Annotated in this window: 39 protein-coding genes and 1 other RNA gene; 33 read left to right on the top strand and 7 right to left on the bottom strand. The window is 43.6% G+C overall.

What is annotated here, in order from left to right; all coding sequences use genetic code 11:
* Window positions 1–126: 126 nt before the first annotated feature.
* Window positions 127–224: signal recognition particle sRNA small type (ffs, locus tag SUN_RS13280), an RNA gene on the bottom strand.
* Between the two features lie 120 nt (window positions 225–344).
* Entirely contained in the window at window positions 345–1,424 is a 1,080-nt protein-coding gene (locus tag SUN_RS12055) for a hypothetical protein (RefSeq protein WP_012084094.1), read from the bottom strand.
* 192 nt (window positions 1,425–1,616) lie between these two features.
* Between SUN_RS12055 and rpsJ the strand changes: the two genes are divergently transcribed.
* From rpsJ to rplQ, 29 genes are all read left to right on the top strand, one after another.
* The gene (gene rpsJ / locus SUN_RS12060) at window positions 1,617–1,928 is read left to right on the top strand and encodes a 30S ribosomal protein S10 (protein ID WP_012084095.1); all 312 of its coding nucleotides are present in this window, start codon (window positions 1,617–1,619) and stop codon (window positions 1,926–1,928) included.
* Between the two features lie 9 nt (window positions 1,929–1,937).
* Window positions 1,938–2,519 carry a 50S ribosomal protein L3 gene (rplC, locus tag SUN_RS12065; protein ID WP_012084096.1) on the top strand — a complete coding sequence of 194 codons (582 nt, stop codon included), beginning with the start codon at window positions 1,938–1,940 and terminating at the stop codon, window positions 2,517–2,519.
* Window positions 2,519–3,109 carry a 50S ribosomal protein L4 gene (gene rplD / locus SUN_RS12070; RefSeq protein ID WP_012084097.1) on the top strand — a complete coding sequence of 197 codons (591 nt, stop codon included), beginning with the start codon at window positions 2,519–2,521 and terminating at the stop codon, window positions 3,107–3,109. The genes rplC and rplD overlap by 1 nt, the downstream gene beginning before the upstream one ends.
* 1 nt (window position 3,110) lies before the next feature.
* A complete protein-coding gene (locus SUN_RS12075) occupies window positions 3,111–3,392 on the top strand; it encodes a 50S ribosomal protein L23 (protein ID WP_012084098.1) in 282 nt (93 codons plus the stop codon).
* A 9-nt stretch (window positions 3,393–3,401) separates the two neighbouring features.
* A complete protein-coding gene (gene rplB, locus SUN_RS12080) occupies window positions 3,402–4,229 on the top strand; it encodes a 50S ribosomal protein L2 (protein WP_012084099.1) in 828 nt (275 codons plus the stop codon).
* An 11-nt stretch (window positions 4,230–4,240) separates the two neighbouring features.
* A complete protein-coding gene (gene rpsS, locus SUN_RS12085; RefSeq protein ID WP_012084100.1) occupies window positions 4,241–4,519 on the top strand; it encodes a 30S ribosomal protein S19 in 279 nt (92 codons plus the stop codon).
* Window positions 4,520–4,521: 2 nt separating this feature from the next.
* The gene (gene rplV, locus SUN_RS12090) at window positions 4,522–4,860 is read left to right on the top strand and encodes a 50S ribosomal protein L22 (RefSeq protein ID WP_012084101.1); all 339 of its coding nucleotides are present in this window, start codon (window positions 4,522–4,524) and stop codon (window positions 4,858–4,860) included.
* Between the two features lies 1 nt (window position 4,861).
* On the top strand, window positions 4,862–5,560 hold the full coding sequence (rpsC, locus tag SUN_RS12095) for a 30S ribosomal protein S3 (protein WP_012084102.1): 699 nt from the start codon (window positions 4,862–4,864) through the stop codon (window positions 5,558–5,560).
* A 2-nt stretch (window positions 5,561–5,562) separates the two neighbouring features.
* On the top strand, window positions 5,563–5,988 hold the full coding sequence (gene rplP / locus SUN_RS12100; protein WP_012084103.1) for a 50S ribosomal protein L16: 426 nt from the start codon (window positions 5,563–5,565) through the stop codon (window positions 5,986–5,988).
* Complete coding sequence (rpmC, locus tag SUN_RS12105) at window positions 5,975–6,166, top strand: 50S ribosomal protein L29 (RefSeq protein ID WP_012084104.1); 192 nt, start codon at window positions 5,975–5,977, stop codon at window positions 6,164–6,166. Before rplP ends, rpmC begins: the two co-directional genes overlap by 14 nt.
* A 10-nt stretch (window positions 6,167–6,176) precedes the next feature.
* On the top strand, window positions 6,177–6,425 hold the full coding sequence (gene rpsQ / locus SUN_RS12110) for a 30S ribosomal protein S17 (protein WP_012084105.1): 249 nt from the start codon (window positions 6,177–6,179) through the stop codon (window positions 6,423–6,425).
* Complete coding sequence (gene rplN / locus SUN_RS12115; protein ID WP_012084107.1) at window positions 6,425–6,793, top strand: 50S ribosomal protein L14; 369 nt, start codon at window positions 6,425–6,427, stop codon at window positions 6,791–6,793. Before rpsQ ends, rplN begins: the two co-directional genes overlap by 1 nt.
* Window positions 6,793–7,026, top strand: coding sequence for a 50S ribosomal protein L24 (gene rplX, locus SUN_RS12120; RefSeq protein ID WP_012084109.1), 234 nt, complete (start codon window positions 6,793–6,795; stop codon window positions 7,024–7,026). Before rplN ends, rplX begins: the two co-directional genes overlap by 1 nt.
* A 4-nt stretch (window positions 7,027–7,030) precedes the next feature.
* Complete coding sequence (gene rplE, locus SUN_RS12125) at window positions 7,031–7,576, top strand: 50S ribosomal protein L5 (RefSeq protein ID WP_012084110.1); 546 nt, start codon at window positions 7,031–7,033, stop codon at window positions 7,574–7,576.
* Window positions 7,576–7,761, top strand: coding sequence for a type Z 30S ribosomal protein S14 (locus tag SUN_RS12130; RefSeq protein ID WP_012084111.1), 186 nt, complete (start codon window positions 7,576–7,578; stop codon window positions 7,759–7,761). The genes rplE and SUN_RS12130 overlap by 1 nt, the downstream gene beginning before the upstream one ends.
* Window positions 7,762–7,774: 13 nt before the next feature.
* Entirely contained in the window at window positions 7,775–8,170 is a 396-nt protein-coding gene (gene rpsH / locus SUN_RS12135; protein WP_012084112.1) for a 30S ribosomal protein S8, read from the top strand.
* A gap of 9 nt (window positions 8,171–8,179) precedes the next feature.
* Entirely contained in the window at window positions 8,180–8,716 is a 537-nt protein-coding gene (gene rplF, locus SUN_RS12140; protein WP_012084113.1) for a 50S ribosomal protein L6, read from the top strand.
* An 11-nt stretch (window positions 8,717–8,727) separates the two neighbouring features.
* On the top strand, window positions 8,728–9,084 hold the full coding sequence (gene rplR, locus SUN_RS12145; protein WP_012084114.1) for a 50S ribosomal protein L18: 357 nt from the start codon (window positions 8,728–8,730) through the stop codon (window positions 9,082–9,084).
* Window positions 9,085–9,093: 9 nt separating this feature from the next.
* Window positions 9,094–9,552, top strand: a complete 459-nt coding sequence (rpsE, locus tag SUN_RS12150; protein ID WP_012084115.1) for a 30S ribosomal protein S5 — start codon at window positions 9,094–9,096, stop codon at window positions 9,550–9,552.
* Between the two features lie 10 nt (window positions 9,553–9,562).
* Complete coding sequence (gene rplO / locus SUN_RS12155; RefSeq protein WP_012084116.1) at window positions 9,563–9,961, top strand: 50S ribosomal protein L15; 399 nt, start codon at window positions 9,563–9,565, stop codon at window positions 9,959–9,961.
* A 1-nt stretch (window position 9,962) separates the two neighbouring features.
* Window positions 9,963–11,225 (top strand): preprotein translocase subunit SecY, encoded by a 1,263-nt coding sequence (gene secY / locus SUN_RS12160; RefSeq protein WP_012084117.1) that lies wholly within the window; start codon window positions 9,963–9,965, stop codon window positions 11,223–11,225.
* Window positions 11,225–11,983: a type I methionyl aminopeptidase gene (gene map, locus SUN_RS12165; RefSeq protein ID WP_012084118.1), complete on the top strand. Its 759-nt coding sequence runs from the start codon at window positions 11,225–11,227 to the stop codon at window positions 11,981–11,983. Before secY ends, map begins: the two co-directional genes overlap by 1 nt.
* Before the next feature lie 23 nt (window positions 11,984–12,006).
* A complete protein-coding gene (gene infA, locus SUN_RS12170; RefSeq protein ID WP_008244832.1) occupies window positions 12,007–12,225 on the top strand; it encodes a translation initiation factor IF-1 in 219 nt (72 codons plus the stop codon).
* Window positions 12,226–12,499: 274 nt separating this feature from the next.
* On the top strand, window positions 12,500–12,613 hold the full coding sequence (rpmJ, locus tag SUN_RS12175) for a 50S ribosomal protein L36 (RefSeq protein ID WP_008244830.1): 114 nt from the start codon (window positions 12,500–12,502) through the stop codon (window positions 12,611–12,613).
* Window positions 12,614–12,615: 2 nt separating this feature from the next.
* Complete coding sequence (rpsM, locus tag SUN_RS12180) at window positions 12,616–12,978, top strand: 30S ribosomal protein S13 (RefSeq protein WP_012084119.1); 363 nt, start codon at window positions 12,616–12,618, stop codon at window positions 12,976–12,978.
* Between the two features lie 13 nt (window positions 12,979–12,991).
* On the top strand, window positions 12,992–13,366 hold the full coding sequence (gene rpsK, locus SUN_RS12185; protein ID WP_012084120.1) for a 30S ribosomal protein S11: 375 nt from the start codon (window positions 12,992–12,994) through the stop codon (window positions 13,364–13,366).
* Between the two features lie 2 nt (window positions 13,367–13,368).
* Window positions 13,369–13,995 (top strand): 30S ribosomal protein S4, encoded by a 627-nt coding sequence (rpsD, locus tag SUN_RS12190; protein ID WP_012084121.1) that lies wholly within the window; start codon window positions 13,369–13,371, stop codon window positions 13,993–13,995.
* A 19-nt stretch (window positions 13,996–14,014) separates the two neighbouring features.
* Window positions 14,015–15,016 (top strand): DNA-directed RNA polymerase subunit alpha, encoded by a 1,002-nt coding sequence (locus tag SUN_RS12195; protein WP_012084122.1) that lies wholly within the window; start codon window positions 14,015–14,017, stop codon window positions 15,014–15,016.
* 31 nt (window positions 15,017–15,047) lie between these two features.
* Window positions 15,048–15,398 (top strand): 50S ribosomal protein L17, encoded by a 351-nt coding sequence (gene rplQ, locus SUN_RS12200; RefSeq protein ID WP_012084123.1) that lies wholly within the window; start codon window positions 15,048–15,050, stop codon window positions 15,396–15,398.
* Between the two features lie 217 nt (window positions 15,399–15,615).
* On the opposite strand, the gene SUN_RS12205 is transcribed toward rplQ, so the two are convergent.
* The 5 genes from SUN_RS12205 to SUN_RS12225 all read right to left on the bottom strand — a co-directional run bounded on the left by SUN_RS12205 (window position 15,616) and on the right by SUN_RS12225 (window position 17,905).
* The gene (locus SUN_RS12205; protein ID WP_012084124.1) at window positions 15,616–16,353 is read right to left on the bottom strand and encodes a ferredoxin-thioredoxin reductase catalytic domain-containing protein; all 738 of its coding nucleotides are present in this window, start codon (window positions 16,351–16,353) and stop codon (window positions 15,616–15,618) included.
* A 19-nt stretch (window positions 16,354–16,372) separates the two neighbouring features.
* Complete coding sequence (locus SUN_RS12210) at window positions 16,373–16,867, bottom strand: hypothetical protein (RefSeq protein WP_012084126.1); 495 nt, start codon at window positions 16,865–16,867, stop codon at window positions 16,373–16,375.
* Between the two features lie 126 nt (window positions 16,868–16,993).
* Entirely contained in the window at window positions 16,994–17,245 is a 252-nt protein-coding gene (locus tag SUN_RS12215) for a hypothetical protein (protein ID WP_012084127.1), read from the bottom strand.
* A 17-nt stretch (window positions 17,246–17,262) separates the two neighbouring features.
* The gene (locus SUN_RS12220) at window positions 17,263–17,700 is read right to left on the bottom strand and encodes an HvfX family Cu-binding RiPP maturation protein (RefSeq protein WP_012084128.1); all 438 of its coding nucleotides are present in this window, start codon (window positions 17,698–17,700) and stop codon (window positions 17,263–17,265) included.
* Between the two features lie 25 nt (window positions 17,701–17,725).
* On the bottom strand, window positions 17,726–17,905 hold the full coding sequence (locus SUN_RS12225) for a hypothetical protein (RefSeq protein ID WP_041672790.1): 180 nt from the start codon (window positions 17,903–17,905) through the stop codon (window positions 17,726–17,728).
* A gap of 149 nt (window positions 17,906–18,054) precedes the next feature.
* Here SUN_RS12225 and SUN_RS12230 point away from each other — a divergent pair, with 149 nt between their 5' ends.
* From SUN_RS12230 to typA, 4 genes are all read left to right on the top strand, one after another.
* A complete protein-coding gene (locus SUN_RS12230; RefSeq protein ID WP_012084129.1) occupies window positions 18,055–18,555 on the top strand; it encodes a gluconate 2-dehydrogenase subunit 3 family protein in 501 nt (166 codons plus the stop codon).
* Window positions 18,552–20,237, top strand: coding sequence for a GMC family oxidoreductase (locus SUN_RS12235; RefSeq protein WP_012084130.1), 1,686 nt, complete (start codon window positions 18,552–18,554; stop codon window positions 20,235–20,237). Before SUN_RS12230 ends, SUN_RS12235 begins: the two co-directional genes overlap by 4 nt.
* 320 nt (window positions 20,238–20,557) lie before the next feature.
* Complete coding sequence (locus tag SUN_RS13215; protein ID WP_050748063.1) at window positions 20,558–21,331, top strand: C40 family peptidase; 774 nt, start codon at window positions 20,558–20,560, stop codon at window positions 21,329–21,331.
* Between the two features lie 197 nt (window positions 21,332–21,528).
* Window positions 21,529–23,346, top strand: a complete 1,818-nt coding sequence (gene typA, locus SUN_RS12245; protein ID WP_012084132.1) for a translational GTPase TypA — start codon at window positions 21,529–21,531, stop codon at window positions 23,344–23,346.
* Window positions 23,347–23,450 lie beyond the last annotated feature (104 nt).

Below are 23,450 nucleotides of genomic sequence, written 5' to 3' on the forward strand. Positions count from 1 at the left end.
GAATTCTATTTGAGATACGGTTTATAGGTTATTGTGAAGAATTATGATGAAATATATAGAAGTTTATTTCCGCGTTCCAGTCGTGCGCCTTCGACCACTCGGCCACCTCTCTACGGTCTGTAAGACCTCTCCCCAGATGGCTGCGGCACACGAGAAAGAGGGGTGGGCTGCTACGTTCCCGTCCTGACCCGTTGTCCCTCAGTCCCGTTGCACAGGTCTGAAAAGAGGCACGCGAATTATAGCAAAAGAACCATTAATCGAGGTTAATGCAGGGTAGATTTATCCACCAAAAAGTTTAATGTGTCCATGAGAAAATGAATTTATTCATGGTGGGTAAACCCACCCTACGCGTCTTTTTCTGTATGAGCAATACTCCACTCATTGAACGGCAACGCTTCAAAATGGAGCTTTTCAATGTCAAAGGCATAGCTGTTGGCTACCGTGACAATGGTGATCTTCCGGATACCATGTTTTTTATAAATGGAAAACTTGTTCTGCGATTTTACCCAGAGACTTTCTTCACTCTCAAAAGGAGCAGGGATAATAAGTTCATGTTCTTCAGTGACATACCCGTGTACGCCCAGTGTTTTAAATTGGATGCCGTGCTTTATAAGTGTAAGGGCGATCATGCTATCAAACTGGTTACCAAAAGACTGCTGGGCGGTGAGGTACTTAACAAAAGCGAAGTCGTACATGATCATCTTCTTTCCGCTTCGCTTGATGGCATTGTCAATGAAATAGAGCAGTCCCTCTTCCTGAAAGCGCTTTATGGTACTGTAGACAAAATCTTTGGAGATTCTGAAGTGCTCTTTGGTAAAACTGTATATCTGATGCGTGGTCATGGGCTGTGTGTTGTAGCGTGCGAGAATGAGGATAAGGGACTGTTCGTTGGGGCTGAACTGCTGCTGGAAGAACTGTTTCATAAAGAGCGTAGTGTTTTTGGTATGTTTTGCCATAGCAGGGAGGGTACCGGCCTTGAGAAAATGGTTGAATGCCACAGTATCCGAACTCGCATTCTCAAAGGCGAAGAACTCCTCATAATCCAAAGGGAGAAGCTGGACCGGTACAAAACATGCATCATGCAGGGGAATACGGCTGATAACGATGAGTCGCTCCACAACAGGAAAATCGTCAATCATCCCCTCCTCGTAGTGGTCGAGTATCAGCTCTTTGATGTGGTATTCGTCCATATACGCCTGCAGGGGGAGTGTATCGAGTGTATTGAGGATAAGATTGGGATCTTCCAGGTCGATATAGAGTGTCACATCATCCCTCTCTTTGAGATAATCAAGTGCCAGAGCTGTTTTACCGCTTCCCCTAGCCCCGTAAAGATTGACATTGCCTTCAGCGGGGATGACTGTTTTTCGTAATATGAAATGGTCATTTTGGGGTGGATGTTCATGATAATGTTCCAGTAGATCCATTAAAAAATCTCCTATCCTTCCTTTTTATAAGGAAATAAATTTTCATATTGTAGCGTTTTTGCTGTTAAAACCATTGCACCTTTCAAAAAGTTTGGATATAATTCGCGTTCCTAAATTTATGTTAGAGGGTCCAAACCCTGTGTTTTAGGCACCTTGGCTTTGCCATGCTGACGAGTTCTTTAAAGGGTAAATATGGAAAAAATTAGATTAAAGCTTAAAGCTTACGATCACAGAGTGTTAGACAGGTCAGTTGCTGCTATCGTTGATGCAGTTAAACGTACAGGTGCTGAGATTAGAGGGCCGATTCCAATGCCAACTAAGATGAAGCGTTATACTGTTCTTAAATCACCTCACGTCAATAAAGATGCGCGTGAGCAGTTTGAGATCAGAATTCATGGAAGAATGATCGATATCGTTTCGGCAACTTCAGATACAATTGATTCACTTATGAAGTTGGATCTTGCGCCTGAAATCGAAGTTGAAATCAGATCAATGGACAAGTAGGAGTAGAGAATGGAATTTATTGTAGAAAAAATTGGTATGAGCAGAACTGTTGACGTACCAAGTGTTCCAGTTACACTTCTTAAAGTCGTTGATACGAAAGTTTGTGAAGTGAAAGAAGACGGAAAAGCACTTGTAGCGTACAACTCGAGCAAGAAACTCAACAAGAGCATCGAAGGTCAGCAGACCAAATTCGGTGTCTCCAAAGAGTTCAACAAATTCATGACAATCGAAGTGGCTGAAGGTACTGAAGCGGGTGATCTCAACCCAGCGGCATTGGCTGAAGCAGCAGCAGTGAAAACTTCCCTTAACACCAAAGGTAGAGGTTTCTCCGGTGGTATGAAGCGTCACAACTTTGGTGGTGGACCAGGTTCGCACGGACACAGATTCGGTAGAAGAATCGGTTCGATCGGTAACGCTGAATGGCCTGGACGTGTACAGAAAGGCAAGAAAATGCCTGGACAGTACGGTAACACTAAAGTTACAGTTAAAAATGACGTTGTGTCATTCGATGCTGAGAACGGCATCTTAGTATTAAAAGGTTCAATTCCTGGTCACAACGGTGCCAGAGGATTGGTAAGGATAGTTAAATAATGAAAACAACAGTAATTAAAACAACAGACCTGCCAAAAGCATTTTTGGAAGTTCACCCTCATAACCTTTACCTTTACTGTAAAGCGTATGCATCTGGTCTTAGAGCAAACACTGCTCAAACCAAGAACAGATCTGCAGTCAGCGGTGGTGGTAAAAAGCCATGGGCACAGAAAGGTGGCGGACGTGCACGTGCCGGCTCACTTAGATCTCCGATCTTCGTTGGCGGTGGTGTGGCATTCGGACCAAGCACGAACAAGAACTATGATCAGAAAGTGAACAAGAAGCAGAAGAAACTTGCACTGTATCACGCATTGGCTGAATTGGCTGCAAACGAAAGACTTTTCGTTGTAGACAATGTCGCTATCGAATCCGGCAAGACGAAAGATGCTTTGGCATTCGTAAACGGTCTTGAGCAGAGAGATGTGCTTGTAGTAAAAGAGATGATCGATGACAAAACATTCTTGGCATTCAGAAATCTTCAAAATGCATATCTTGTTGAAGCAAATGAGCTTAACGCTTATCTTGCAGCTGCATATCACTCGGTAGTGATCGAAAAAGCAGTATTTGATAAATTGACAGAAGAGGCTTAAGATGGCAGATATTACAGATATTAAATCAATTATGTATACAGAGAAGAGCTTGGCTCTTCAAGAAGAAGGTGTCATCGTAGTTCAAACAACTCCAAGAATGACTAAAAATGGTCTTAAAGAAGTTTTCAAAGAGTTCTTCGGGATCACTCCACTTAGAGTTAACTCCATGAGAGTCAACGGTAAAGTGAAAAGATTTAAAGGTATCGAAGGGAAAAGACCGGACTTGAAAAAGTTCTATGTCAAGCTTCCAGAAGATGCAAAAATCGAAAGCTTAGCGGTATAAGGATAGAAGATGGCAATTAAAACATATAAACCAACCACACCTTCCCGTCGTTATATGACTAACCTTGACAGTGGTGACATCACTGCCAAAGCAAGTGTTAGAGCTCTACTGAAGAATCTTCCAAGATCTGCAGGTAGAAACAGTAACGGTAGAATCACTTCTCGTCACAGAGAAGCAGGTGCGAAGAAACTTTACAGAATCATCGACTTCAAAAGAAATAAATTTGGTATCGAAGGTACTGTAGCAACGATCGAATACGATCCGTACAGAAACTGTAGAATCTGTCTTGTCAATTATGTTGACGGTGACAGAAGATACATTCTTCAACCAAAAGGTCTAAACGTCGGCGACAAGATCATGTCAGCTGAGTCTGGTCTTGATATCAAGACCGGTAACACAATGAAATTGAAGAACATCCCTGTTGGTACCCTGGTACACAATATCGAGCTTAGCCCGGGACATGGCGGTCAGATCGCACGTTCTGCAGGTGGTTACGCACAGATCATGGGTAGAGACGGCAAATACGTTTCCCTTAGACTTCCATCTGGTGAAATGAGATACGTTCTTGGTGAATGTCTGGCAACGATCGGTACTGTTGGGAACGAAGACTTCTCAAACATCGTGATCGGTAAAGCCGGTAGAAGCAGACACCTTGGTATCAGACCTCAGACACGTGGTTCTGCAATGAACCCGATAGATCACCCACACGGTGGTGGTGAAGGTAAGACAAACTCAGGTCGTCATCCGGTATCTCCTTGGGGTATGCCAACTAAGGGTTACAAGACTCGTAAGAAAAAAGCTAGTGATAAATTAATTATCTCTAAGAGAAAAAAGTAAGGGGCTAAGATATGGCAAGATCGACAAAAAAAGGTCCATTCATCGATGGTCACCTAATGAAAAAAGTGTTAGCAGCTAAAGAAGCTGGAGATAAAAAACCGATCAAAACATGGTCAAGAAGATCTGTGATCTTCCCTGAGTTCATCGGTTTGACAATCAATGTTCACAACGGTAGACAATTCATCCCTGTGTTCATTACCGAGAACCACGTAGGTTACAAACTGGGTGAATTCGCACCAACAAGAACGTTCAAGGGCCACAAAGGTTCTGTTCAGAAGAAGGTAGGTTAATTATGAGTAGAGCATTATTGAAATTTGTAAGAGTCTCTCCTACTAAAGCTAGACTTATCGCCAGAGAAGTTCAGGGAATGAATGCAGAGCTTGCATTGGCATCTCTTGAATTCATGCCTAACAAAGCGGCGGGTATCATCTCTAAAGTGATCGCATCAGCGGTTGCGAACGGTGATTTCGAACCTGAAGAGGTAGAGATCACATCCTGTAGAGTGGATAAAGCAGCCGTAATGAAAAGATGGAGACCAAGAGCAAGAGGTACTGCATCAAGAATCATTAAACCAACAGCACACATCCTGGTAGAAGTTGGTCCAGCTAAAAAAGATGGGGAGGACGCATAATATGGGTCAAAAAGTCAATCCGATAGGTCTTAGACTTGGAATCAACAGAAACTGGGAATCAAGATGGTTCCCGGCAAAAGAGAGAACAGCTGATTTTATTGCAGAAGATTACAAGATCAGAAAATTCTTGAAAAAAGAGCTTTTCTATGCAGGTGTTTCCAACATCATCATTGAAAGAACTGCAAAAAAACTGAGAATCAACATCATTACTGCACGTCCTGGTATCATCATCGGGAAAAAAGGTGCTGATATTGAAAAATTGAAAACAACGCTTGTCAAGATGCTTGGCAAAGATGTTGCGATCAACATCAAAGAAGAAAAACGTCCTCAAGCTTCAGGCCAGTTGGCAGCTGAGAACGTTGCGACACAGCTTGAAAGACGTGTTGCCTTCAGACGTGCAATGAAAAAAGTGATCCAGGGCGCCCTGAAATCAGGTGCAAAAGGGATCAAAATTTCTGTATCCGGTAGACTCGGTGGTGCTGAAATGGCAAGAACTGAGTGGTATCTCGAGGGAAGAGTTCCTTTGCATACACTCAGAGCAAAGATCGATTATGGTTTTGCCGAAGCACAAACAACGTACGGAATCATTGGTATCAAAGTGTGGATCTTCAAAGGTGAAGTCCTCGCTAAAGGTATTCAACCTGAGCCGGCAGAAGAGAAAAAAGGTGGTCGCAGACCATCAAGAAAAAGAGGTGAATAATCATGTTAATGCCTAAAAGAACCAAATGGAGAAAGCAACAAAAAGGCCGTAACCGCGGCAAGTCTTTCAGAGGTAACAAGATTGAGTTCGGCGATATCGCGATCAAAGCGGTTGAAGCGGGTAGAATCGATTCCCGCCAGATCGAAGCGGCACGTATTACGATGACAAGAAAGATCAACAGAACAGGTAAGACCTGGATCAGGGTTTTCCCTGACAAGCCTTTGACTGCCAAACCACTCGAAACAAGAATGGGTAAAGGTAAAGGTGCCGTTGACAGATGGGTTATGAATATCAAGCCGGGAAGAATCATCTTCGAAATGGCAGGTGTTGAAGAAGAGCTTGCAAGAGCGGCACTCACACTGGCGATCCATAAAATGCCATTTAAGTGTAAAATCATCACTGCAAAGGATAGTCATGAACTATATTGATTTGAAAGATAAAAGCGAAGCAGAATTGCTTGCGATGCTTAAAGAGAAAAAACTTGAATTGTTTACATTGAATGCAAAGCAGAAGACTATGCAGCTTACAAACACTTCAGAGTTGAGAGTAGCGAAAAAAGATATCGCTAGAATCCAGACAGCATTGACTGCTGCTAGAGCGAAGTAAGGGGTCATTTATGCCAAAAAGACAAATAACAGGTACTGTGATTAAAAAGGCCGGAGACAAAACTGCAACCGTATTGGTTGAGAGAAGAGTACTTCACCCAAGATATCACAAAACAGTAAAAAGATTTAAGAAATATCTTATCCATGATGAGAAGAACGAGATCAATGTTGGAGATACAGTGACTGCCATCGAGTGTAGACCACTTTCAAAAACAAAGAGCTTCAGACTTCTTGAAATCGTGAAGAGAGGAGAAGTGTAATGATCCAAGGTTTTACAAGACTAAATGTAGCAGACAACTCTGGTGCGAAAGAGATCATGTGTATCAAGGTTCTTGGCGGATCCAAAAGAAGATACGCATCTGTAGGTGACGTGATCGTTGCTTCAGTCAAAAAAGCGCTTCCAACCGGAAAAGTGAAAAAAGGTAAGGTTGTTAAAGCCGTTGTTGTCAGAACAAAAAAAGAGATCCAGAGAGAAAATGGTTCACTTATCAGATTTGACGACAACGCTGCAGTAATCATCGATGACAAAAAAGAGCCAATAGGTACACGTATCTTTGGCCCTGTAAGTCGTGAAACAAGATATGCAGGATTCATGAAAATTGTATCCCTTGCACCGGAGGTATGGTAATGGCAACTAAGTTCAAAATCAAAAAAGGTGACCAGGTAATGGTTATCGCTGGTGATGACAAAGGTAAGACAGGAGAGGTTCTCCAGGTTCTTCCTAAAAAAGAAGCAGTAATCGTTGCAGGTTGCAAAATGGCTAAAAAAGCTATTAAACCAAGCGAACAGAACAAAGAGGGTGGATTTGCAAACGCTGAAATGCCTATCCACATCTCGAACGTAAAAAAAGTAGAGGCATAATCTTATGAGTAGAATGAAGCAAAAGTACAATGACATCGTTCCTGCACTTAGAGAAGAGTGCGGTGTACAGAACACGATGCAGACTCCGAAGCTTGAGAAGATCGTTATCTCTGTCGGTGCAGGTGAAGAAGGTAGAGACTCCAAACTCATCGCCAACATGGCAGATACCATCTCACTGATCGCCGGTCAAAAAGCGGTCATCGTAAACGCTAAGAAATCTGTTGCAGGTTTTAAAGCAAGAGAAGGTGCCCCGTCAGGTATCAGAGTGACACTTAGAGGTGACAACATGTATAACTTCTTTGACAAACTCGTATCTATCGCTCTTCCGAGAGTAAAAGACTTCAGAGGTACACCAAGAAAAGGTTTTGACGGACGCGGTAACTACAACTTCGGTCTTCAGGAGCAGTTGATGTTCCCGGAAGTCGAGTTTGACAATATCATCAAAACCCACGGTATGAACATCACTATTGTGACAAGTACCGAAGACGACAAACAGGCATTCACGCTTTTGGAAAAGCTCGGTATGCCTTTCGCTAAAGGGAGAAACTAATGGCTAAGAAATCAATGATCGCAAAACAGCAGAGAAAAGCAAAGTTCTCTACTCAGGCGTATACAAGATGTAACATTTGTGGTAGACCTCACTCAGTATACAGAGACTTCGGTCTTTGCCGTGTGTGTTTAAGAAAAATGGCCAATGAAGGTCTAATTCCTGGTATGCGTAAAGCAAGCTGGTAAGGAGAAGAAAAAGATGATGACAGATATAATTGCAGACTCTCTTACTCGTATAAGAAACGCTGCGCAGAGAAGACTGGACGTTACAACACTTCTTCACTCAAATACAATCGAGGCGACCGTTGCGATTTTCGTAGACAAAGGGTACCTTGAGAGCTATAAAGTGAAAGAAGACGGAAACAAGAAAACTATCAAAGTGGTTCTTAAATATGACGACAATGAAAAAAGCGTTATCAATGAGATAAAGAAGATCTCCAAGCCCGGACGTCGTGTTCACCAGGGTAAAGACGAGATCAGAACATTTAAAAACGGTTACGGTACGCTGGTTGTTTCGACAAGCCAGGGTGTACTCGCAAACGATGAAGCGTATAAACGTGGAATCGGCGGCGAAGTAATCTGTAGTATTTGGTAAGGAGACAAGATGTCAAGAATAGGAAAAAGACCAGTAACTGTTCCAAGTGGTATTGAAGTATCACTCGACGGTACGACTCTCGTGGCTAAAAAAGGCAATCTTGAAAAAAGACTTGAGACGCACGGAAGAGTAGGCATCAACATTGATGGTTCGGAAGTGACATTTACAAGAGTAGGTGACGAGAAGCAGGATGCAGCGTTCTGGGGAACATACAGAGCATTGTTCAACAACATTATGGTCGGACTTGACAAAGGTTACAGCAAATCTTTGGAGATCAACGGTGTTGGTTACAGAGCGGCAGTTGAAGGCAAAACACTTAAATTGCAACTTGGTTTCTCTCACGATGTGAACTTCGAGATCCCAGAGGGACTCGATATCAAAGTAGACAAGAACATCATCACTGTAAGTGGTACGGACAAGCAGGCAGTCGGTCAGGCTGCAGCTGAGATCAGAGCATACAGACCACCTGAACCATACAAAGGTAAAGGCGTGAAGTACACAGATGAAGTTATCATCAGAAAAGCTGGTAAAGCAGCTGGTAAGTAAGGAGCGGATAAATGTTAAAAAGTATTCAAAAAAGAAAAAATAAACTCCGCGCTCAGAGAAAAGCCAGAGTCAAAGGGAAGATCTTCGGAACTGCCGAACTTCCAAGACTGACTGTTTACAAGTCAAACAAGCATTTCTATGCTCAGGCTATCGATGACAATGCCGGTGCGACACTCGCATCGGCAGACGGTAGAAAACTCGGCCTTGGTGCAAACCGGGAAGATGTTAAAAAAGTAGCTGCCGAGATGGCTAAAAACCTTGCTTCTGCAAACATTGAAACTGTTGTTTTCGACAGAAATGGTTACTTATACCACGGTGTTGTCGCATCATTTGCTGATGCGCTTAGAGAAGCCGGAATCAAGTTTTAAGGAAGCATGATGCAAAAGAACAATCATAACGAAGAAATCGAAAAAGAATTTGAAGAAGTGATCGTAAATATCGGTCGTGTTACCAAGGTTGTAAAGGGTGGTAGAAGATTCAGATTTACTGCACTTGTTGTCATTGGTGACAGGAAAGGTACAGTAGGATACGGATTTGGTAAAGCCAAAGAGGTTCCTGATGCGATCAAAAAAGCGGTTGATGATGCACACAAAAACCTTGTGAAAGTCAACATCAAAGGTACAACTATCGCTCACGACATCGAGCACAAATTCAACGCAAGTAGAATCGTGCTCAGACCGGCGAGTGAAGGTACAGGTGTTATTGCCGGTGGTGCTGCCAGACCAGTACTCGAACTTGCAGGTATTCAAGATGTACTGAGCAAGTCTATCGGTTCTAACAACCCAAATAATCTGGTAAGAGCAACGATTCAAGCACTTACCAGAATCAAAGCGTAAGGGGTAAAATATGGGTTTACATAATTTACAACCTGCTCCAGGGTCAACTCGTAACAGAAAAAGAGTAGGTCGTGGTCAGGGTTCAGGAACAGGTAAAACAGCTGGACGCGGTAACAAAGGTCAGAAAGCAAGATCCGGTTACAGTAAAAAAAGAGGTTTCGAGGGTGGTCAAATGCCACTTTACAAAAGATTGCCTAAAGTCGGTTTCACTTCCAAAGTTGAGAAACCGTATGTGATCAATGTCGAAAAGATCAAAGCGATCGCTGAATTGGACGAGATCACTCTTGAGAGTATTGCATCTGTTCATAAATTGCAAAAAACAGTGAAAAGAGTTAAATTGATCGGTGCGTCTGCCAAAGACCTTGCACCTAAGATCAAAGACGACGCTGTTACTACAAGCGGAAAATAAGATGGGTAACGCTTTAACTCAAAAAATCCTCATTACGTTAGGATTCCTTTTTGCGTACAGAGTTTTAGCCTATATCCCAACTCCAGGTGTTGACCTGGGCGTTATCAAAGATTTCTTTGACAGCAACTCAGGCAACGCTTTGGGGATGGCAAATATGTTCTCTGGCGGCGCCGTTCAGCGTTTAAGTATTATCTCCCTAGGTATTATGCCTTACATTACTGCTTCCATCGTTATGGAACTTCTTGCAGCAACCTTCCCAGCACTTGGCCAAATGAAAAAAGAACGTGACGGTATGCAGAAATATATGCAGATCATCCGTTATTTCACTATTTTTATCACTGTAGTTCAGGCTATCGGTGTATCGATGGGGCTTCAGAGTATGACAGGTACTGCAGGACAGAGTGCAGTAATGATCGATCCTATGACATTTACCATTTTGGCAACTTTCTCCATGTTGACAGGTACAATGCTCCTTATGTGGATCGGTGAGCAGATCACACAGAAAGGTATCGGTAACGGTATCTCACTGATCATCTTCGCAGGTATCGTATCCGGGCTTCCCGCAGCGATCTCCAATACGATTAGAGCAGTGAACGCCGGTGAAATGAACTTCCTGTTGATCATAGCTATTTTGGCGGTAATGCTACTTACGGTATTTGTCATTATCTATGTTGAGCTTGGCGAGAGAAGGGTTCCTATCTCTTATTCAAGAAAGACAATCATGCAGAACCAGTCAAAGAGAGTGATGAACTACATCCCTGTCAAAGTGAACCTTTCAGGTGTTATTCCTCCTATCTTTGCTTCTGCTGTACTAATGTTCCCGCTTACGGTACTTCAGGCGAGTACAACAAAATGGGTCACTGCCATCGCAGATATTTTGGCACCGGGAGGTATTGTCTTTAATGTGGCAACCTTCTTCCTGGTTATCTTCTTTGCCTTTTTCTATGCATCGATCGCATTCAATGCCAAGGATATTGCGGACAATCTCAAGAGACAGGGTGGTTTTATTCCCGGTGTCAGACCGGGTGAGCACACTAAAGAATTCCTGAACGAAGTTGCAAGCAGACTGACGGGATCAGGTGCTATCTATCTTGCGATTATTTCTACTGTTCCTTTTGCGGTCATTTCGGGTATGGGTGCGAGCTTCTACTTTGGTGGGGTTTCCGTACTTATTATCGTTCAGGTCGCACTTGACACGATGAGAAAGATCGAAGCGCAAAGAACCATGAACCAATATGATACATTAGGTAATGTAGGTCTATAATGGCGATTGCACTACGAAAACCAGACGAGATCGCTAAGCTTCAAAAAGCTGGCGAGATCGTTGGCAAAACACTCCAATATCTCCAAAGCATTATCAAACCAGGTATGACACTCAAAGAGATCGATACTTTGGGTGAAACCTTTATCCGTGAACACGGTGCGATCCCCTCATTCAAAGGCCTCTACGGTTTTACCGGTTCTGTCTGTACTTCTTTGAATGAAGTATGTATCCATGGTGTACCCGATGATACCGTTATACAGGAAGGAGATATCCTCGGACTTGACATCGGTACGAAACTCGATGGATATTTTGGCGATGCTGCCATCACGATGGCAATAGGCAAAATCTCCGCAGAAGATGAAGCACTTATCGAGTGTTCCAAAGGTGCACTCTACCATGCGATCAAATCGATAAAACCCGGCATGCGTTTTAAAGAGCTGACCAAGATCCTTGAGGATTATATCACCGAAGCGGGCTTTGTACCGTTACGTGATTATTGTGGTCATGGTATCGGGACCAAACCTCATGACGAACCCAATATTCCAAACTATCTAGAGGGTAAACCCAATCAGGGGCCCAAGATTAAGAATGGAATGGTCTTCTGTCTTGAACCCATGGTATGTCAGAAGAGCGGTACACCCGTACTGCTTGAAGACCAGTGGTCAGTCGTGAGCGAAGATGGTCTTCGAACCAGTCACTATGAACATCAGGTAGCGGTGGTTGACGGCAAAGCTGTCATACTGACAGAAGCGAAATAACGTAGAAAAACAAGGAATTCAAAATGGCAAAAGATGACGTAATAGAGATTGACGGGAAAGTGGTTGAAGCATTGCCAAATGCAACCTTCAGAGTAGAGTTGGACAACGGGCATATCGTTCTTTGTCACATTGCTGGCAAAATGAGAATGCACTATATCAAGATCCTTCCAGGAGATAAGGTAAAAGTCGAGCTGACACCTTACAGTCTTGACAAAGGGCGAATCACTTTCAGATACAAATAATAAAATTGGTGCTGTGGGGACACAGTACCCTACACCTTCCCCCCCTATTTTTCATACACTCTTTCAATATAAGAAAACATCAAGAAACATTTCGGTATAATCCTCCTCCCTATTACTATGGGTAGTAGGAAACTGCGCGAAGAATCTTTGATTAATTCGCACCGATTACTCAAGGGTTGGACCATGATAGACTCAATGATCCACGCAAAACAAAGGTGCACAACCATCACGAATATGGACCCTGGTCCTGTTCGTAACTATTTAGGAGCAAACCATGAAGGTTAGACCATCAGTAAAGAAGATGTGCGACGATTGTAAAGTGATCAAGCGCAAGGGTATCGTACGCGTGATTTGTAAAAATCCAAAACATAAACAGAGACAAGGATAAACATGGCACGTATTGCAGGTGTTGATTTACCACAAAAGAAAAGAATAGAGTATGCATTGACATACATCTATGGTATCGGTTTGACAACGTCAAGAAAAATCCTTGACAGAACAGGTATTGACTACAATACAAGAGTGCATGAGCTTACAGATGCTCAGGCGGCAACGATCCGTAATGACATCCAAGAAAATGTTATGGTGGAAGGTGACCTTAGAAAAAAAGTGACACTTGACATCAAAGCACTTATGGATCTTGGATCATACAGAGGTCTCAGACACAGAAGAGGTTTACCTTGTCGTGGTCAGAAAACAAAGACAAATGCGCGTACCAGAAAAGGTAAGCGTAAAACTGTCGGCGCAGCATAAGGAGTAGCGAAGTATGGCTAAGAAAAAAGCAAAAAAAAGTATTGCTAAAGGTGTAGTTTATGTAGCTGCAACTTTCAATAACACTGTGATCACAGTGACTGACGAAATGGGAAATGTTATCTCTTGGAGTTCTGCAGGAGCACTTGGTTTCAAGGGTTCAAAGAAATCAACTCCTTTTGCAGCAACTGAAGCGGTTGCGGATGCAATGGCTAAAGCAAAAGAGAACGGTATTAAAGAAGTAGGGATCAAAGTTCAGGGTCCTGGTTCTGGTAGAGATACAGCAGTTAAAGCGATCGGTGCAACAGAAGGAATCCGTGTAACATTCCTTAAAGACATCACTCCGCTTCCACACAATGGTTGTAGACCACCTAAGAAGAGAAGGGTATAAGCATGGCAAGATATAGAGGTCCAGTTGAAAGACTTGAAAGAAGACTTGGTGTTGATCTTGGTTTGAAAGGCGAGAGAAGACTCGCTGGCAAATCTGCATTGGAAAAAAGACCATATGCTCCGGGACAACATGGGCAGAGAAGAACGAAGATCAGCGAATATGGTCTTCAGCTTCAGGAAAAGCAAAAAGCAAAGTTCATGTATGGAACAAGCGAAAAGCAGTTTAGAGCACTTTACAAAGAAGCAAACAGAAAAGAAGGGAACACAGGTTCTATCCTTATCCAACTTCTTGAGCAGAGACTTGACAACGTCGTTTACAGAATGGGTTTTGCAACGACAAGAGCGTCTGCAAGACAATTTGTAAACCACGGGCATGTACTTGTTGACGGGAAAAGAGTTGACATCCCATCTTACAGAGTAAAAGCAGGCCAGAAGATCGAGATCAGAGAGAAAAGTAAAACAAACTCTCAGATCCTTAGAGCAATCGAATTGACCAACCAAACAGGTATGGTTGAGTGGGTTGATGTTGATAAAGAGAAACTTTTCGGAATCTTCAGCAGAGTTCCAGAGAGAGAAGAGATAGCAATCCCAGTTGAAGAGCGTCTAATCGTCGAGCTTTATTCTAAATAATCTTAGTAAAGGCCTGTTAATGAGAAAAATTAAAGTTGCACCATTTATGCCAACAGAGGTAGAAGTCAACGAGATCAGCGCAAACCGTGCTGAGATTGTAGCCTATCCTTTCGAGAGTGGCTATGCTGTTACACTCGCTCACCCGCTCAGAAGACTCATTCTTGGATCTTCCATCGGGTATGCACCGATCTCTGTAAAGATTGAAGGTGCTGCACACGAGTTTGACAACATCAGAGGTATGCACGAAGATGTCGCTGTATTTATCATCAACCTCAAGAACATTCGTTTCAAAATCAAAGACGGAAGTGACAGGGTAGAGCTTAAATATAGTTTTTCCGGCTATAAAGAAGTTACGGCACAGGATCTGAACAATGATCAGATCGAAGTAGTGAACGGTGACCTTCCGTTGGCGACTTTAAATGAAGATGCGGAACTGAACTTCACTATGGTCATCGCCAAAGGTATCGGTTATGTACCAAGTGAAGACCTCAGAGATGAAGTTGCGCCAGACAGCATTGCACTGGATGCATTCTTTACGCCGGTAAGAAAAGCAAACTATAAGATCGAGCCTGTACTAGTAGAAGACAATCCAAACTTCGAGAAGATCACTTTTGACATCGAAACAGATGCACAGATAGGTCCAGTTGAAGCATTTACCAATGCATTGGAAGTTATGAATAAACAACTCTCTGTATTTAATGGTGTATTGGATGTGGATATCAGCACAACTTTACCAAAGAGAACGAATGATGACAATGAACTTAAACCATTCCTTGCAGCGGTAGATGCCCTTGGGCTCAGTGCAAGATCATTCAACTCACTTGACAGAGCTGGTATCAAGTTCCTTGGCGAACTGGTATTGATGAGTGAAAATGAGATCAAGAATATCAAGAATCTCGGCAAGAAATCTCTTGACGAGACCAATGAGTGTCTTGTAGAGCACGGATTTGGTCCTGAATTTGAACTCAAAGAGAACACAAGAGCGAATCTTGTCAAAAAATTAGAACAACTTAAAGCATAGTTGTTCACGTAACAGTAAATAAAGGACAGACATGAGACATAAGCATGGTTACCGTAAGTTAAACAGAACGTCTGCTCACAGAGCGGCACTTCTCAAGAACCTTTCTATTGCTTTGACAAAAGAAGGTAAAATCGAAACCACTTTGCCAAAAGCAAAAGAACTGAGAAGTTATTATGAGAAGCTGATCACAAAAGCAGCATCTGGTGACTTCAACGCACACAGAGCGATCTTCGCAATGTTGCAGCACAAAGAGTCTACGAACACTATCGTAAATGAAATTGCACCCAAGTATGCAGACCGAAACGGTGGATATACAAGAATCATCAAAACTCGTATGAGAAAAGGCGACTCTGCACCAATGGCGATTATCGAACTCGTATAATCCCACTTCAGTATTTCAAGGCACCGCCTTGAATACGACCTTCACTATTTAATCACATCTCTTTACATTTCAACGATCATATAATTCAGACATTGCCTGAACGTTTGGCATGGCCAAACCTACCAAGGTGCCATAATATGTCGGTAATTCCCTCTCTCCACACCGTAACGTTATGTACGTTAAACATGTTGTTCCTTGGGCACAGAGACGTTGGGTATTATCCTTTTTGGATCTCTCCGGTGTAGCCGATGATACCAGGTCTGAGATTGCTGACGTGTTCGAAGCCTAGCGATTTCATGGCATGCTGAACCTGGAAACTTCTACTGCCGGTATGGCAATAGACAATAATAGGCTGTTTTTTCTTGTCAACGTGTTCTTCGATCTTGGCGTAGAACTGCGAAGTGGGGACCAATACATCCGTTCCGACGATGTGCCCCATCTGGAACTCCATGAATTCGCGAACGTCCATCAATGTAAAGTCTACCATACCCAGCGAGCGTGCCTCAATAAGGGCCTCCAGTTCATCACCGTCAAGCTGCTCTTCCTTCAGGAGTTGCTCTGCCTGTTCTTTGGTGAGACCTTTGGAGTGCTGGTGAACGATCTCTTCTATTTCATGCTTCTTCTTTTCTGCTTCTGCATATTCAGGTGTGCAGAATATCCCGCAGTGGCAGAGGCCGTCTTCGGGGATCTCCTTTTCCAAAGCGGGTTTGCAGGGGCAGATGCGGTTGTCTGCTGCTTTTTGCTCCTCTTTCGTCTCGCCTATGACCATAAAACAGGGACAGTAGCGTTTCCCATAGATAAGTCTGTTGCGGGCAAGGCCCATGGCAACTCCCTCATTAACTTCCTCATTGGGGTTCTGCACAAAATCGAACTGTTTGTTCACTTTCTCTACGAAATTCCATGTTTTTTCAAGTTCTGCCTGAAATTCATCAGAATTCATATCTATCTGTACCATATACAATGTCCTTTGTGTATTATTTGGATTTTACGGATGTGTCATTCAATTCCTGAACAACACTTTCAAATTCTTTTACATATCCTTGCATTTTTTTACCCATAATGTCAAGAAAACTTTTGGTTTTGTTCAGGTCTATATTGATGTGTGTCTGATTGACTTCAATGCCCGCCTCTTTCTCATCGATATTCCCACTCTCGAGTTCTTTGTTCATCTCCTCGACCTTTGCCTTCATTTGTTTTGCGAGCCCTTGAAAATAGCTTTTGGTCTTGTTCGTATCGATGATGATCTTTCCGTCGGATGTCTTTCTGAACCCAATCTGTGAGAGTTTGCTCTTTTTTTCAAGCTTAGCCTCTTTTTTTTGCCGGGCTTCTTCTTTGGCTTTCAATTCTTTGAGCAACTCTTCCCTTGCCTGCTGTGCCACTTTGGCATCATGTTCTTTCTGGCTCTCCTGACAACCGCTAAAGAGAAGCAGTCCTCCAGCAAGTATGATGGTGATAAATGTATGTTTCATAAGTATATCCTTTGACTGTGAGGTTATGGAAGAATATTATACTGTTATTTGTGTAGGATATGTGGAGTAGAGTATCTTCTCGTTCAAGAAGATACTGTATGTGGAAGGAAGTTTTAGACGGAGAAGCTATTTTCCTGCGCCGCATTTGCCCTGACCGCATTTGCCGGCTGCTTTTGTGCTTGCCGATTTATTCTCATCCGCTTTCTTTTTCATACCGGTTTTACCTGAATCGCATTTGCCGCTCTGACATTTGCCTGCCTGACATTTCATTGTTTTGGGAGCCTCTTTTTTCTCACCCCCGCATTTAGCATTTGCCACAGTCATGGAAAGTGCCGTGGCTGCTGTAATAATAAGTCCTGCTTTAAGTAGTTGTTTCATTGTATTTCCTTTATTGTTTATTGTTCGTCACCAAATATAAGGTGATCCAAACTGAATTTTCCGGCTCCAAATGAAGCAAATATCGAGAGGAACAGCATATAATACAATGGTATTTCAAAGCCGTTGTCTCCTGCCGAGAATCCGTGTGCCAAATGTACGGTCGTTATCGCAACGATCATGACAACCATAAGAGGGAGTGAGATAAGACGGGTAAAAAGACCCAGTGTTAACAATACGACTCCCGTGATCTCTGTCGTTGCTGCCATATAGGCGTTCAGCGTAGGAAAAGGAATGCCCATGGAACCGAACCATGTTGCGATCGCTCCTATATCCGACCATTTCTGCATGGCCGGTTCATAGAATCCGTACGCCACTGCCAGTCTAGCCAGTAATAGAGAAAGACTTTGGCCATAACTCAAAATATTTTTTGCGACGGGATAAATGTTTTTTAACATAATTCACCTCCTTGGGATGTCTCTTTTAACTACCGCATTTTTTGGATGCTGCTTTGGCATCACCGCATTTTTTAGCCATGGTCTTGTCACCCTGGCATTTCCCGGATTGGGCACTGCTGGCCATTTCTGCATCTTTTGCATCTGTACATCCGCTCAAGGCGATCAGTGACAAGCCGATCAATGAACCAAATAGAATCTTTTTCATAGTGTCTCCTTTAGATTTGGATTGATATCCTTTAGACAGTTCGAAGTATAATCTATTCTACGTGGAGGGTCTGTGTACTCTCCACTGCACTTTGTGTACACAGAGATCCATTAGAATGGCACACATTATAGTTAGAAAGTGATATAAAAATGCAACGAAGAAATTTTTTGATACTGGGTTCGGTACTTGGCCTCTCTTCCGCACTGAACGCAAAAAGGCCCGACCGGTTCACACAGGAATTCAACAAGGTGGAAGCGACTATAGCGTCCGTGCAGGAACACATGTTCCCCGAAGGCAGTGAACTCCCTTCTGCCAGGGAAATGAATGCAACACAGTTTCTTTTTGAAACCGTTTCACACAGGACCTATGACAGGGATATCAGGGCCTTTGTCATCGAAGGGGCCAAAGAACTGCAAATAAGGGAAAAAGGGAAGTTCGCCTCAATGAATACAAAAGAAAAAGAGAAAGCACTGCGCGATTATGAGGAGAGCAGTTATGGAAGCAACTGGCTTTCGCGTATCATGACGCTCACAATGGAAGGTATATTCGGCGATCCTATCTACGGATCCAATATAAAAGAATCCGGATGGAAGGCACTACATGCATTTGGCGGACAGCCGAGGCCCAAAAGCAGGTATATAGAACTATGAAAGAACAGACATTCGATGTCGTCATCGTAGGTTCAGGTGCCAGCGGCGGAGCAGTGGCCTATACGCTTTGCAAAGCCGGGTACAAGGTCGCTGTACTGGAAAAAGGAAGACTTATCAACAGGGATGAGTTCTCCAAAGATGAGATCGCCTATGTACGCAGAGATATCGTCACGCCAAATCTCTTTGACGAATACCATACCATAGAAGAGAAAGTGGATGAGGAATGGGTGGCTACCCCTACCTACGAGTCGGGATGGAGCTTTTGGAACGGGAACATCGTAGGCGGATCATCCAATCTGATGAGCGGCATGCTGCACCGTATGCATCCTGATGATTTCCGTCTCAAAAGCAAATACGGAGCTATAGAAGGTGCCAATGTCGTTGACTGGCCCATCTCCTATGAGGAACTTGAGCCCTATTATGCCAAAGCCGAAGAGATCATCGGTATTTCGGGACACTTTACGCCCCACCCTTTTGAACCGCCGCGCAGCACAAAAAACTTCACCCAGCCTCCCACCAAGGAGAATGCTGTGGTAAAACTGCTGGACAAAAGCTGTGATAAACTGAATATCAAGTCACTGGTAACACCCCGTGCGGTTCTTTCTAAAGACAAAGAGGATAGAAACGCCTGCTACTACTCCAACTTCTGCGGCAGCTACGGATGCTCTTCTGGTGCGAAGGGAAGCTCCCGTGAAGCCCTGCTGAAACCGGCACTGGCCACAGGAAACCTCACTTTGATGAGCAATACCTATGTCAAGAGACTGCATGCAGGTAAAAAAGACGAAGTGGAGTATGCCATCGTCATCGATACGATCACAGGCAAAGAGCGCAGAATAGCGGCTAGAATCTTTGTGGTCGCGGCACAAGCACACGAGAGTGCTCGCCTTCTTCTCAACTCTGCCAACGAGCATCACCCTAACGGCCTGGCTAACAGCAGTGGAGAACTTGGAAAGAACCTGATCTTTTCAGCCGGCGGGTCAGGCCAGGGAGAACTGCACAAGGATTCACTCAAAGAGATAGGTTTTGATGAGCTGATGCAGACAGGATACTTTGTCAATCGATCCATACTCGACTGGTATTTTGTGGACCACTGGTGGGACGGAAAATTCAAAGGAGGCTCCGTGGAATTCATGTTCGAACACCAGAATATCATCTCACGTGCCAGAAAGAACAATGAAGAGGACGGTAAAATGGTCTGGGGGAAGGCACTAGGAGAGAAGCTGGTCAAACGCTTCACCCAGAGCAAAAGCATCCGTTTTGAGGTATTTAACGACTGGCTACCCAACGACAACTGTTTCGTTTCACTGGATCCGACCCATAAAGACAAATATGGCATGCCGGTAGGAAAACTACGTATAGAGGGACATCCTCAGGATCTGAAAGTAGGCAGATACATTGCCAAGAAATGTGAAAAGGTCCTCGAAGAGATGGGAGCGAAGAATATCTATTCCTCCGTTTCGGCAGCACCGCCACAAAATCTGGTTGCAGGTGGCTGCCGGTTCGGGAAGGACCCGAAAACATCCGTCCTGAACCTGGAATGCCGGGCCCATGACATCACGAATCTGTATGTTGCGGATGCCTCCTTTATGCCGACAGGAGGCTCCGTTCCATACACCTGGACCATCTATGCCAATGCTTTTAGGGTGGCTGATTATATTATTCGTTCATTAAAAACAGTATAATTTTATTTTATTTTGAAAGTTGATTCTGTAGACTTTTTTCGAGAAGTTGAAACGCTAAACCAGACTGTGAAGCGAGAACAAAAAGCATCGGCCTTGTCTGATTAAGGTTGCCAATATAACGTATTATATTATGCGATGCTTTCAATCTCAAGCATTTTTGTTTAAGATCATTTTTATTCTGGATTTATTATTCATTAATTAAAAGCAGTTACAATTTGGTAACAGTTTGAGAAATATTTTTTAGTATTAAAAAATGATTGATCAATACTACATTGATAAATGAGGAGGATTTATTGAAAAGAGTTTCTACACTATTGTTAATGTTGACTTTAGGTACAGCGTCGTTAAGCGCTACAACAAAAACGCTGACACATAAGATCAAAAAGGGTGACACCCTTTATTCGATCGCACATAAAAATCATATTACGGTCACAAAGCTCAGGAAGGTCAACCATCTCAAAAAAAGTGTTGTTCTCAAAGTAGGTAAAACAATTAAAGTACCGACAATTTCCAAATCAAAGAAAAAACCTGTTACGCTTGCCAAGAAGAGCAAAAAACACTCCATAAAGACCAGCAAAGCGAAAAAACGGCATACTGAAAAAAAATTGGCTCAGGCACTCAAAGGTATCAAGTCCCAAAAAATATCTAAAGTTAAAAAATCCAATAAATTCGCACTTTCCGATATACTTTTCAGCACGCATGGCTCAAGCATCAAAGGCAAAAAACTTATCTCAATCGCCAAAAAGAAACTGGGAAGAAGGTATGTGTGGGGTGCAACAGGACAGAAAAACACCTTCGACTGTTCCGGACTTACCTCTTATGTCTGCAAGAAAAACGGCATCAAGATACCGCGTAGGGCCATTGAACAGTCTAAGTATGGTAAATACGTAAGCAGAAAGAACCTCAAGCCGGGTGATCTCATCTTCTTCGATACTTCCAAGCACAGAAAAGGATATGTGAACCATGTGGGTATCTACATTGGCAATAACAAATTCATCCATGCAAGCTCTGCGAAGAAAAAAGTCATTATCACCAGCCTTAACAAGCCGTTCTACAGCCAACGCTTCAAGCTGGCACGAAGAGTAGCATCTTAAGCTAATTGGGATTCTTCCCTTCAGAGGTGTTCAGGCACCCTCGCTATCTCTTATAAAAATCATTTTTTCTATATTCTTTTGTCTCTTCGATACTTTTATCTTTTTCCCAATTTCGATACAAAATCTGCACTATAGTAATTTTTGGATATAATGCGCGAAATATATATAGGGCACTGCCCATTTTTAGGATACTTTATATGCAAAAAATCAAGAACATTGCGGTTATCGCACACGTTGACCACGGGAAAACAACTCTTGTCGATGAACTGCTCCAGCAGTCAGGTACATTCGAAGCACACCAGCAGGTCGAAGAGAGAGCCATGGACTCCAACGATATTGAAAAAGAGAGAGGGATCACAATCCTTTCCAAGAATACAGCCATTACCTATGGTGATCATAAGATCAACATCATCGACACCCCGGGCCACGCAGACTTCGGTGGTGAGGTCGAGCGTGTACTCAAAATGGTCGATGGTGTTCTGATGCTTGTAGATGCACAGGAAGGTGTTATGCCTCAGACCAAATTCGTACTCAAGAAAGCGATCGAGCTCGGCCTAATCCCTGTCGTCGTCATCAACAAGATCGACAAGGATGGTGCAGAGCCGGACAGAGTTCTCGATGAAATGTTCGATCTTCTCGTCGCACTCGACGCCAATGAAGAGCAACTCGAATTCCCCGTGCTCTATGCTGCGGCAAGAGACGGGTATGCGAAATGGGACCTTGAAGATGAGAACAAGGATATGACACCGCTTTTTGAAGCAATCCTTGAAAAAGTCCCCTACCCACAGGGTTCACCGGATGCAGATACGCAGGCACAGGTCTTTACACTTGACAACGACAACTTTGTAGGGCGTATCGGTATTACACGTATCTTCAACGGGAAAATCAAAAAGGGAGACGAATATTTCCTGGTTAAGGCATCAGGGGAGAAGACAAAGTCACGTGTTAGCAAACTGATCGGATTCAAAGGCCTCGAGAGAATGGAGATCCAGGAAGCCGAGGCAGGCGATATCGTGGCGATCGCTGGTTTTAACGATATCGATGTCGGTGACTCCATCTGTGACCCTGTCAATCCTGTTGCCCTGGATCCTATGCATGTGGAAGAACCTACACTGTCAGTCATCATGTCGGTCAATGACGGTCCTTTGGCTGGTACGGAAGGAAAGCACGTCACATCCAACAAGATTCAGGAAAGACTGGAAAAAGAGATGGAAACGAACATCGCAATGCGTATGGAGCCAATGGGAGACGCCTCTTTCAAGGTATCAGGACGGGGTGAACTTCAGATCGGTATTTTGGCGGAGAACATGAGAAGAGAAGGTTTCGAGTTCCTGCTTGCCCGTCCGGAAGTCGTGGTCAAAGAAGAGAACGGAGTCAAAATGGAGCCGTTCGAGCACCTTGTCGTTGACGTTCCTGAAGAATTCCAGGGTGTAGCCATTGAAAAGCTCGGTAAAAGAAAAGCGGAGATGACATCATTGACGCCTATGCCTGATGGTACGGTAAGGATCGAGTTTGAGATCCCTGCACGTGGCCTCATCGGTTTCCGTTCGGAATTCCTGACAGACACGAAGGGTGAAGGGATCATGAACCACTCCTTCATCGAGTACAGACCGTACAGCGGTACAGTGGTCAGCCGTACGCCGGGTGCGCTTGTCTCCATGGATAACGGTGAGGCTGTTGCCTTCTCCATCTTCAACCTTCAGGCACGTGGTACCCTCTTTATCAAACCGCAGGACAAAGTCTACTCCGGTATGGTCATCGGGGAAAGTGCGAGACCGGGAGACCTCGACGTGAACCCGCTCAAAGGAAAACAGCTGACAAACATGAGAACCTCCGGTGCTGATGATGCCATTAAACTGGTCCCGCCAAGACAGATCACACTTGAGAATGCCATGGAGTGGATCGAAGATGATGAGTTGATCGAGATCACACCTGAGAGCATCAGGATCCGTAAGAAATCACTTGATCCGGTGGTAAGAAAAAGACAGGCGAGAGACAAAAAGAACGCAAAATAGTTCTTCTATTTCCCTATATCTTTGATCGGATGGAGCCTGCTCCTTTCGGTCACTTACTTACATGTAAGCTCCCTCTCTACGTATACTCCATCAGACCAAATCTA

The organism is Sulfurovum sp. NBC37-1 (assembly GCF_000010345.1).
GTDB lineage: Bacteria > Campylobacterota > Campylobacteria > Campylobacterales > Sulfurovaceae > Sulfurovum.

Bases quoted from the DNA above. Each gene is read 5' to 3' on its own strand.
- SUN_RS12055 (WP_012084094.1), bottom strand. From the start codon at position 1,424: ATGGATCTACTGGAACATTATCATGAACATCCACCCCAAAATGACCAT.
- rpsJ (WP_012084095.1), top strand. From the start codon at position 1,617: ATGGAAAAAATTAGATTAAAGCTTAAAGCTTACGATCACAGAGTGTTA.
- rplC (WP_012084096.1), top strand. From the start codon at position 1,938: ATGGAATTTATTGTAGAAAAAATTGGTATGAGCAGAACTGTTGACGTA.
- rplD (WP_012084097.1), top strand. From the start codon at position 2,519: ATGAAAACAACAGTAATTAAAACAACAGACCTGCCAAAAGCATTTTTG.
- SUN_RS12075 (WP_012084098.1), top strand. From the start codon at position 3,111: ATGGCAGATATTACAGATATTAAATCAATTATGTATACAGAGAAGAGC.
- rplB (WP_012084099.1), top strand. From the start codon at position 3,402: ATGGCAATTAAAACATATAAACCAACCACACCTTCCCGTCGTTATATG.
- rpsS (WP_012084100.1), top strand. From the start codon at position 4,241: ATGGCAAGATCGACAAAAAAAGGTCCATTCATCGATGGTCACCTAATG.
- rplV (WP_012084101.1), top strand. From the start codon at position 4,522: ATGAGTAGAGCATTATTGAAATTTGTAAGAGTCTCTCCTACTAAAGCT.
- rpsC (WP_012084102.1), top strand. From the start codon at position 4,862: ATGGGTCAAAAAGTCAATCCGATAGGTCTTAGACTTGGAATCAACAGA.
- rplP (WP_012084103.1), top strand. From the start codon at position 5,563: ATGTTAATGCCTAAAAGAACCAAATGGAGAAAGCAACAAAAAGGCCGT.
- rpmC (WP_012084104.1), top strand. From the start codon at position 5,975: ATGAACTATATTGATTTGAAAGATAAAAGCGAAGCAGAATTGCTTGCG.
- rpsQ (WP_012084105.1), top strand. From the start codon at position 6,177: ATGCCAAAAAGACAAATAACAGGTACTGTGATTAAAAAGGCCGGAGAC.
- rplN (WP_012084107.1), top strand. From the start codon at position 6,425: ATGATCCAAGGTTTTACAAGACTAAATGTAGCAGACAACTCTGGTGCG.
- rplX (WP_012084109.1), top strand. From the start codon at position 6,793: ATGGCAACTAAGTTCAAAATCAAAAAAGGTGACCAGGTAATGGTTATC.
- rplE (WP_012084110.1), top strand. From the start codon at position 7,031: ATGAGTAGAATGAAGCAAAAGTACAATGACATCGTTCCTGCACTTAGA.
- SUN_RS12130 (WP_012084111.1), top strand. From the start codon at position 7,576: ATGGCTAAGAAATCAATGATCGCAAAACAGCAGAGAAAAGCAAAGTTC.
- rpsH (WP_012084112.1), top strand. From the start codon at position 7,775: ATGATGACAGATATAATTGCAGACTCTCTTACTCGTATAAGAAACGCT.
- rplF (WP_012084113.1), top strand. From the start codon at position 8,180: ATGTCAAGAATAGGAAAAAGACCAGTAACTGTTCCAAGTGGTATTGAA.
- rplR (WP_012084114.1), top strand. From the start codon at position 8,728: ATGTTAAAAAGTATTCAAAAAAGAAAAAATAAACTCCGCGCTCAGAGA.
- rpsE (WP_012084115.1), top strand. From the start codon at position 9,094: ATGCAAAAGAACAATCATAACGAAGAAATCGAAAAAGAATTTGAAGAA.
- rplO (WP_012084116.1), top strand. From the start codon at position 9,563: ATGGGTTTACATAATTTACAACCTGCTCCAGGGTCAACTCGTAACAGA.
- secY (WP_012084117.1), top strand. From the start codon at position 9,963: ATGGGTAACGCTTTAACTCAAAAAATCCTCATTACGTTAGGATTCCTT.
- map (WP_012084118.1), top strand. From the start codon at position 11,225: ATGGCGATTGCACTACGAAAACCAGACGAGATCGCTAAGCTTCAAAAA.
- infA (WP_008244832.1), top strand. From the start codon at position 12,007: ATGGCAAAAGATGACGTAATAGAGATTGACGGGAAAGTGGTTGAAGCA.
- rpmJ (WP_008244830.1), top strand. From the start codon at position 12,500: ATGAAGGTTAGACCATCAGTAAAGAAGATGTGCGACGATTGTAAAGTG.
- rpsM (WP_012084119.1), top strand. From the start codon at position 12,616: ATGGCACGTATTGCAGGTGTTGATTTACCACAAAAGAAAAGAATAGAG.
- rpsK (WP_012084120.1), top strand. From the start codon at position 12,992: ATGGCTAAGAAAAAAGCAAAAAAAAGTATTGCTAAAGGTGTAGTTTAT.
- rpsD (WP_012084121.1), top strand. From the start codon at position 13,369: ATGGCAAGATATAGAGGTCCAGTTGAAAGACTTGAAAGAAGACTTGGT.
- SUN_RS12195 (WP_012084122.1), top strand. From the start codon at position 14,015: ATGAGAAAAATTAAAGTTGCACCATTTATGCCAACAGAGGTAGAAGTC.
- rplQ (WP_012084123.1), top strand. From the start codon at position 15,048: ATGAGACATAAGCATGGTTACCGTAAGTTAAACAGAACGTCTGCTCAC.
- SUN_RS12205 (WP_012084124.1), bottom strand. From the start codon at position 16,353: ATGGTACAGATAGATATGAATTCTGATGAATTTCAGGCAGAACTTGAA.
- SUN_RS12210 (WP_012084126.1), bottom strand. From the start codon at position 16,867: ATGAAACATACATTTATCACCATCATACTTGCTGGAGGACTGCTTCTC.
- SUN_RS12215 (WP_012084127.1), bottom strand. From the start codon at position 17,245: ATGAAACAACTACTTAAAGCAGGACTTATTATTACAGCAGCCACGGCA.
- SUN_RS12220 (WP_012084128.1), bottom strand. From the start codon at position 17,700: ATGTTAAAAAACATTTATCCCGTCGCAAAAAATATTTTGAGTTATGGC.
- SUN_RS12225 (WP_041672790.1), bottom strand. From the start codon at position 17,905: ATGAAAAAGATTCTATTTGGTTCATTGATCGGCTTGTCACTGATCGCC.
- SUN_RS12230 (WP_012084129.1), top strand. From the start codon at position 18,055: ATGCAACGAAGAAATTTTTTGATACTGGGTTCGGTACTTGGCCTCTCT.
- SUN_RS12235 (WP_012084130.1), top strand. From the start codon at position 18,552: ATGAAAGAACAGACATTCGATGTCGTCATCGTAGGTTCAGGTGCCAGC.
- SUN_RS13215 (WP_050748063.1), top strand. From the start codon at position 20,558: ATGTTGACTTTAGGTACAGCGTCGTTAAGCGCTACAACAAAAACGCTG.
- typA (WP_012084132.1), top strand. From the start codon at position 21,529: ATGCAAAAAATCAAGAACATTGCGGTTATCGCACACGTTGACCACGGG.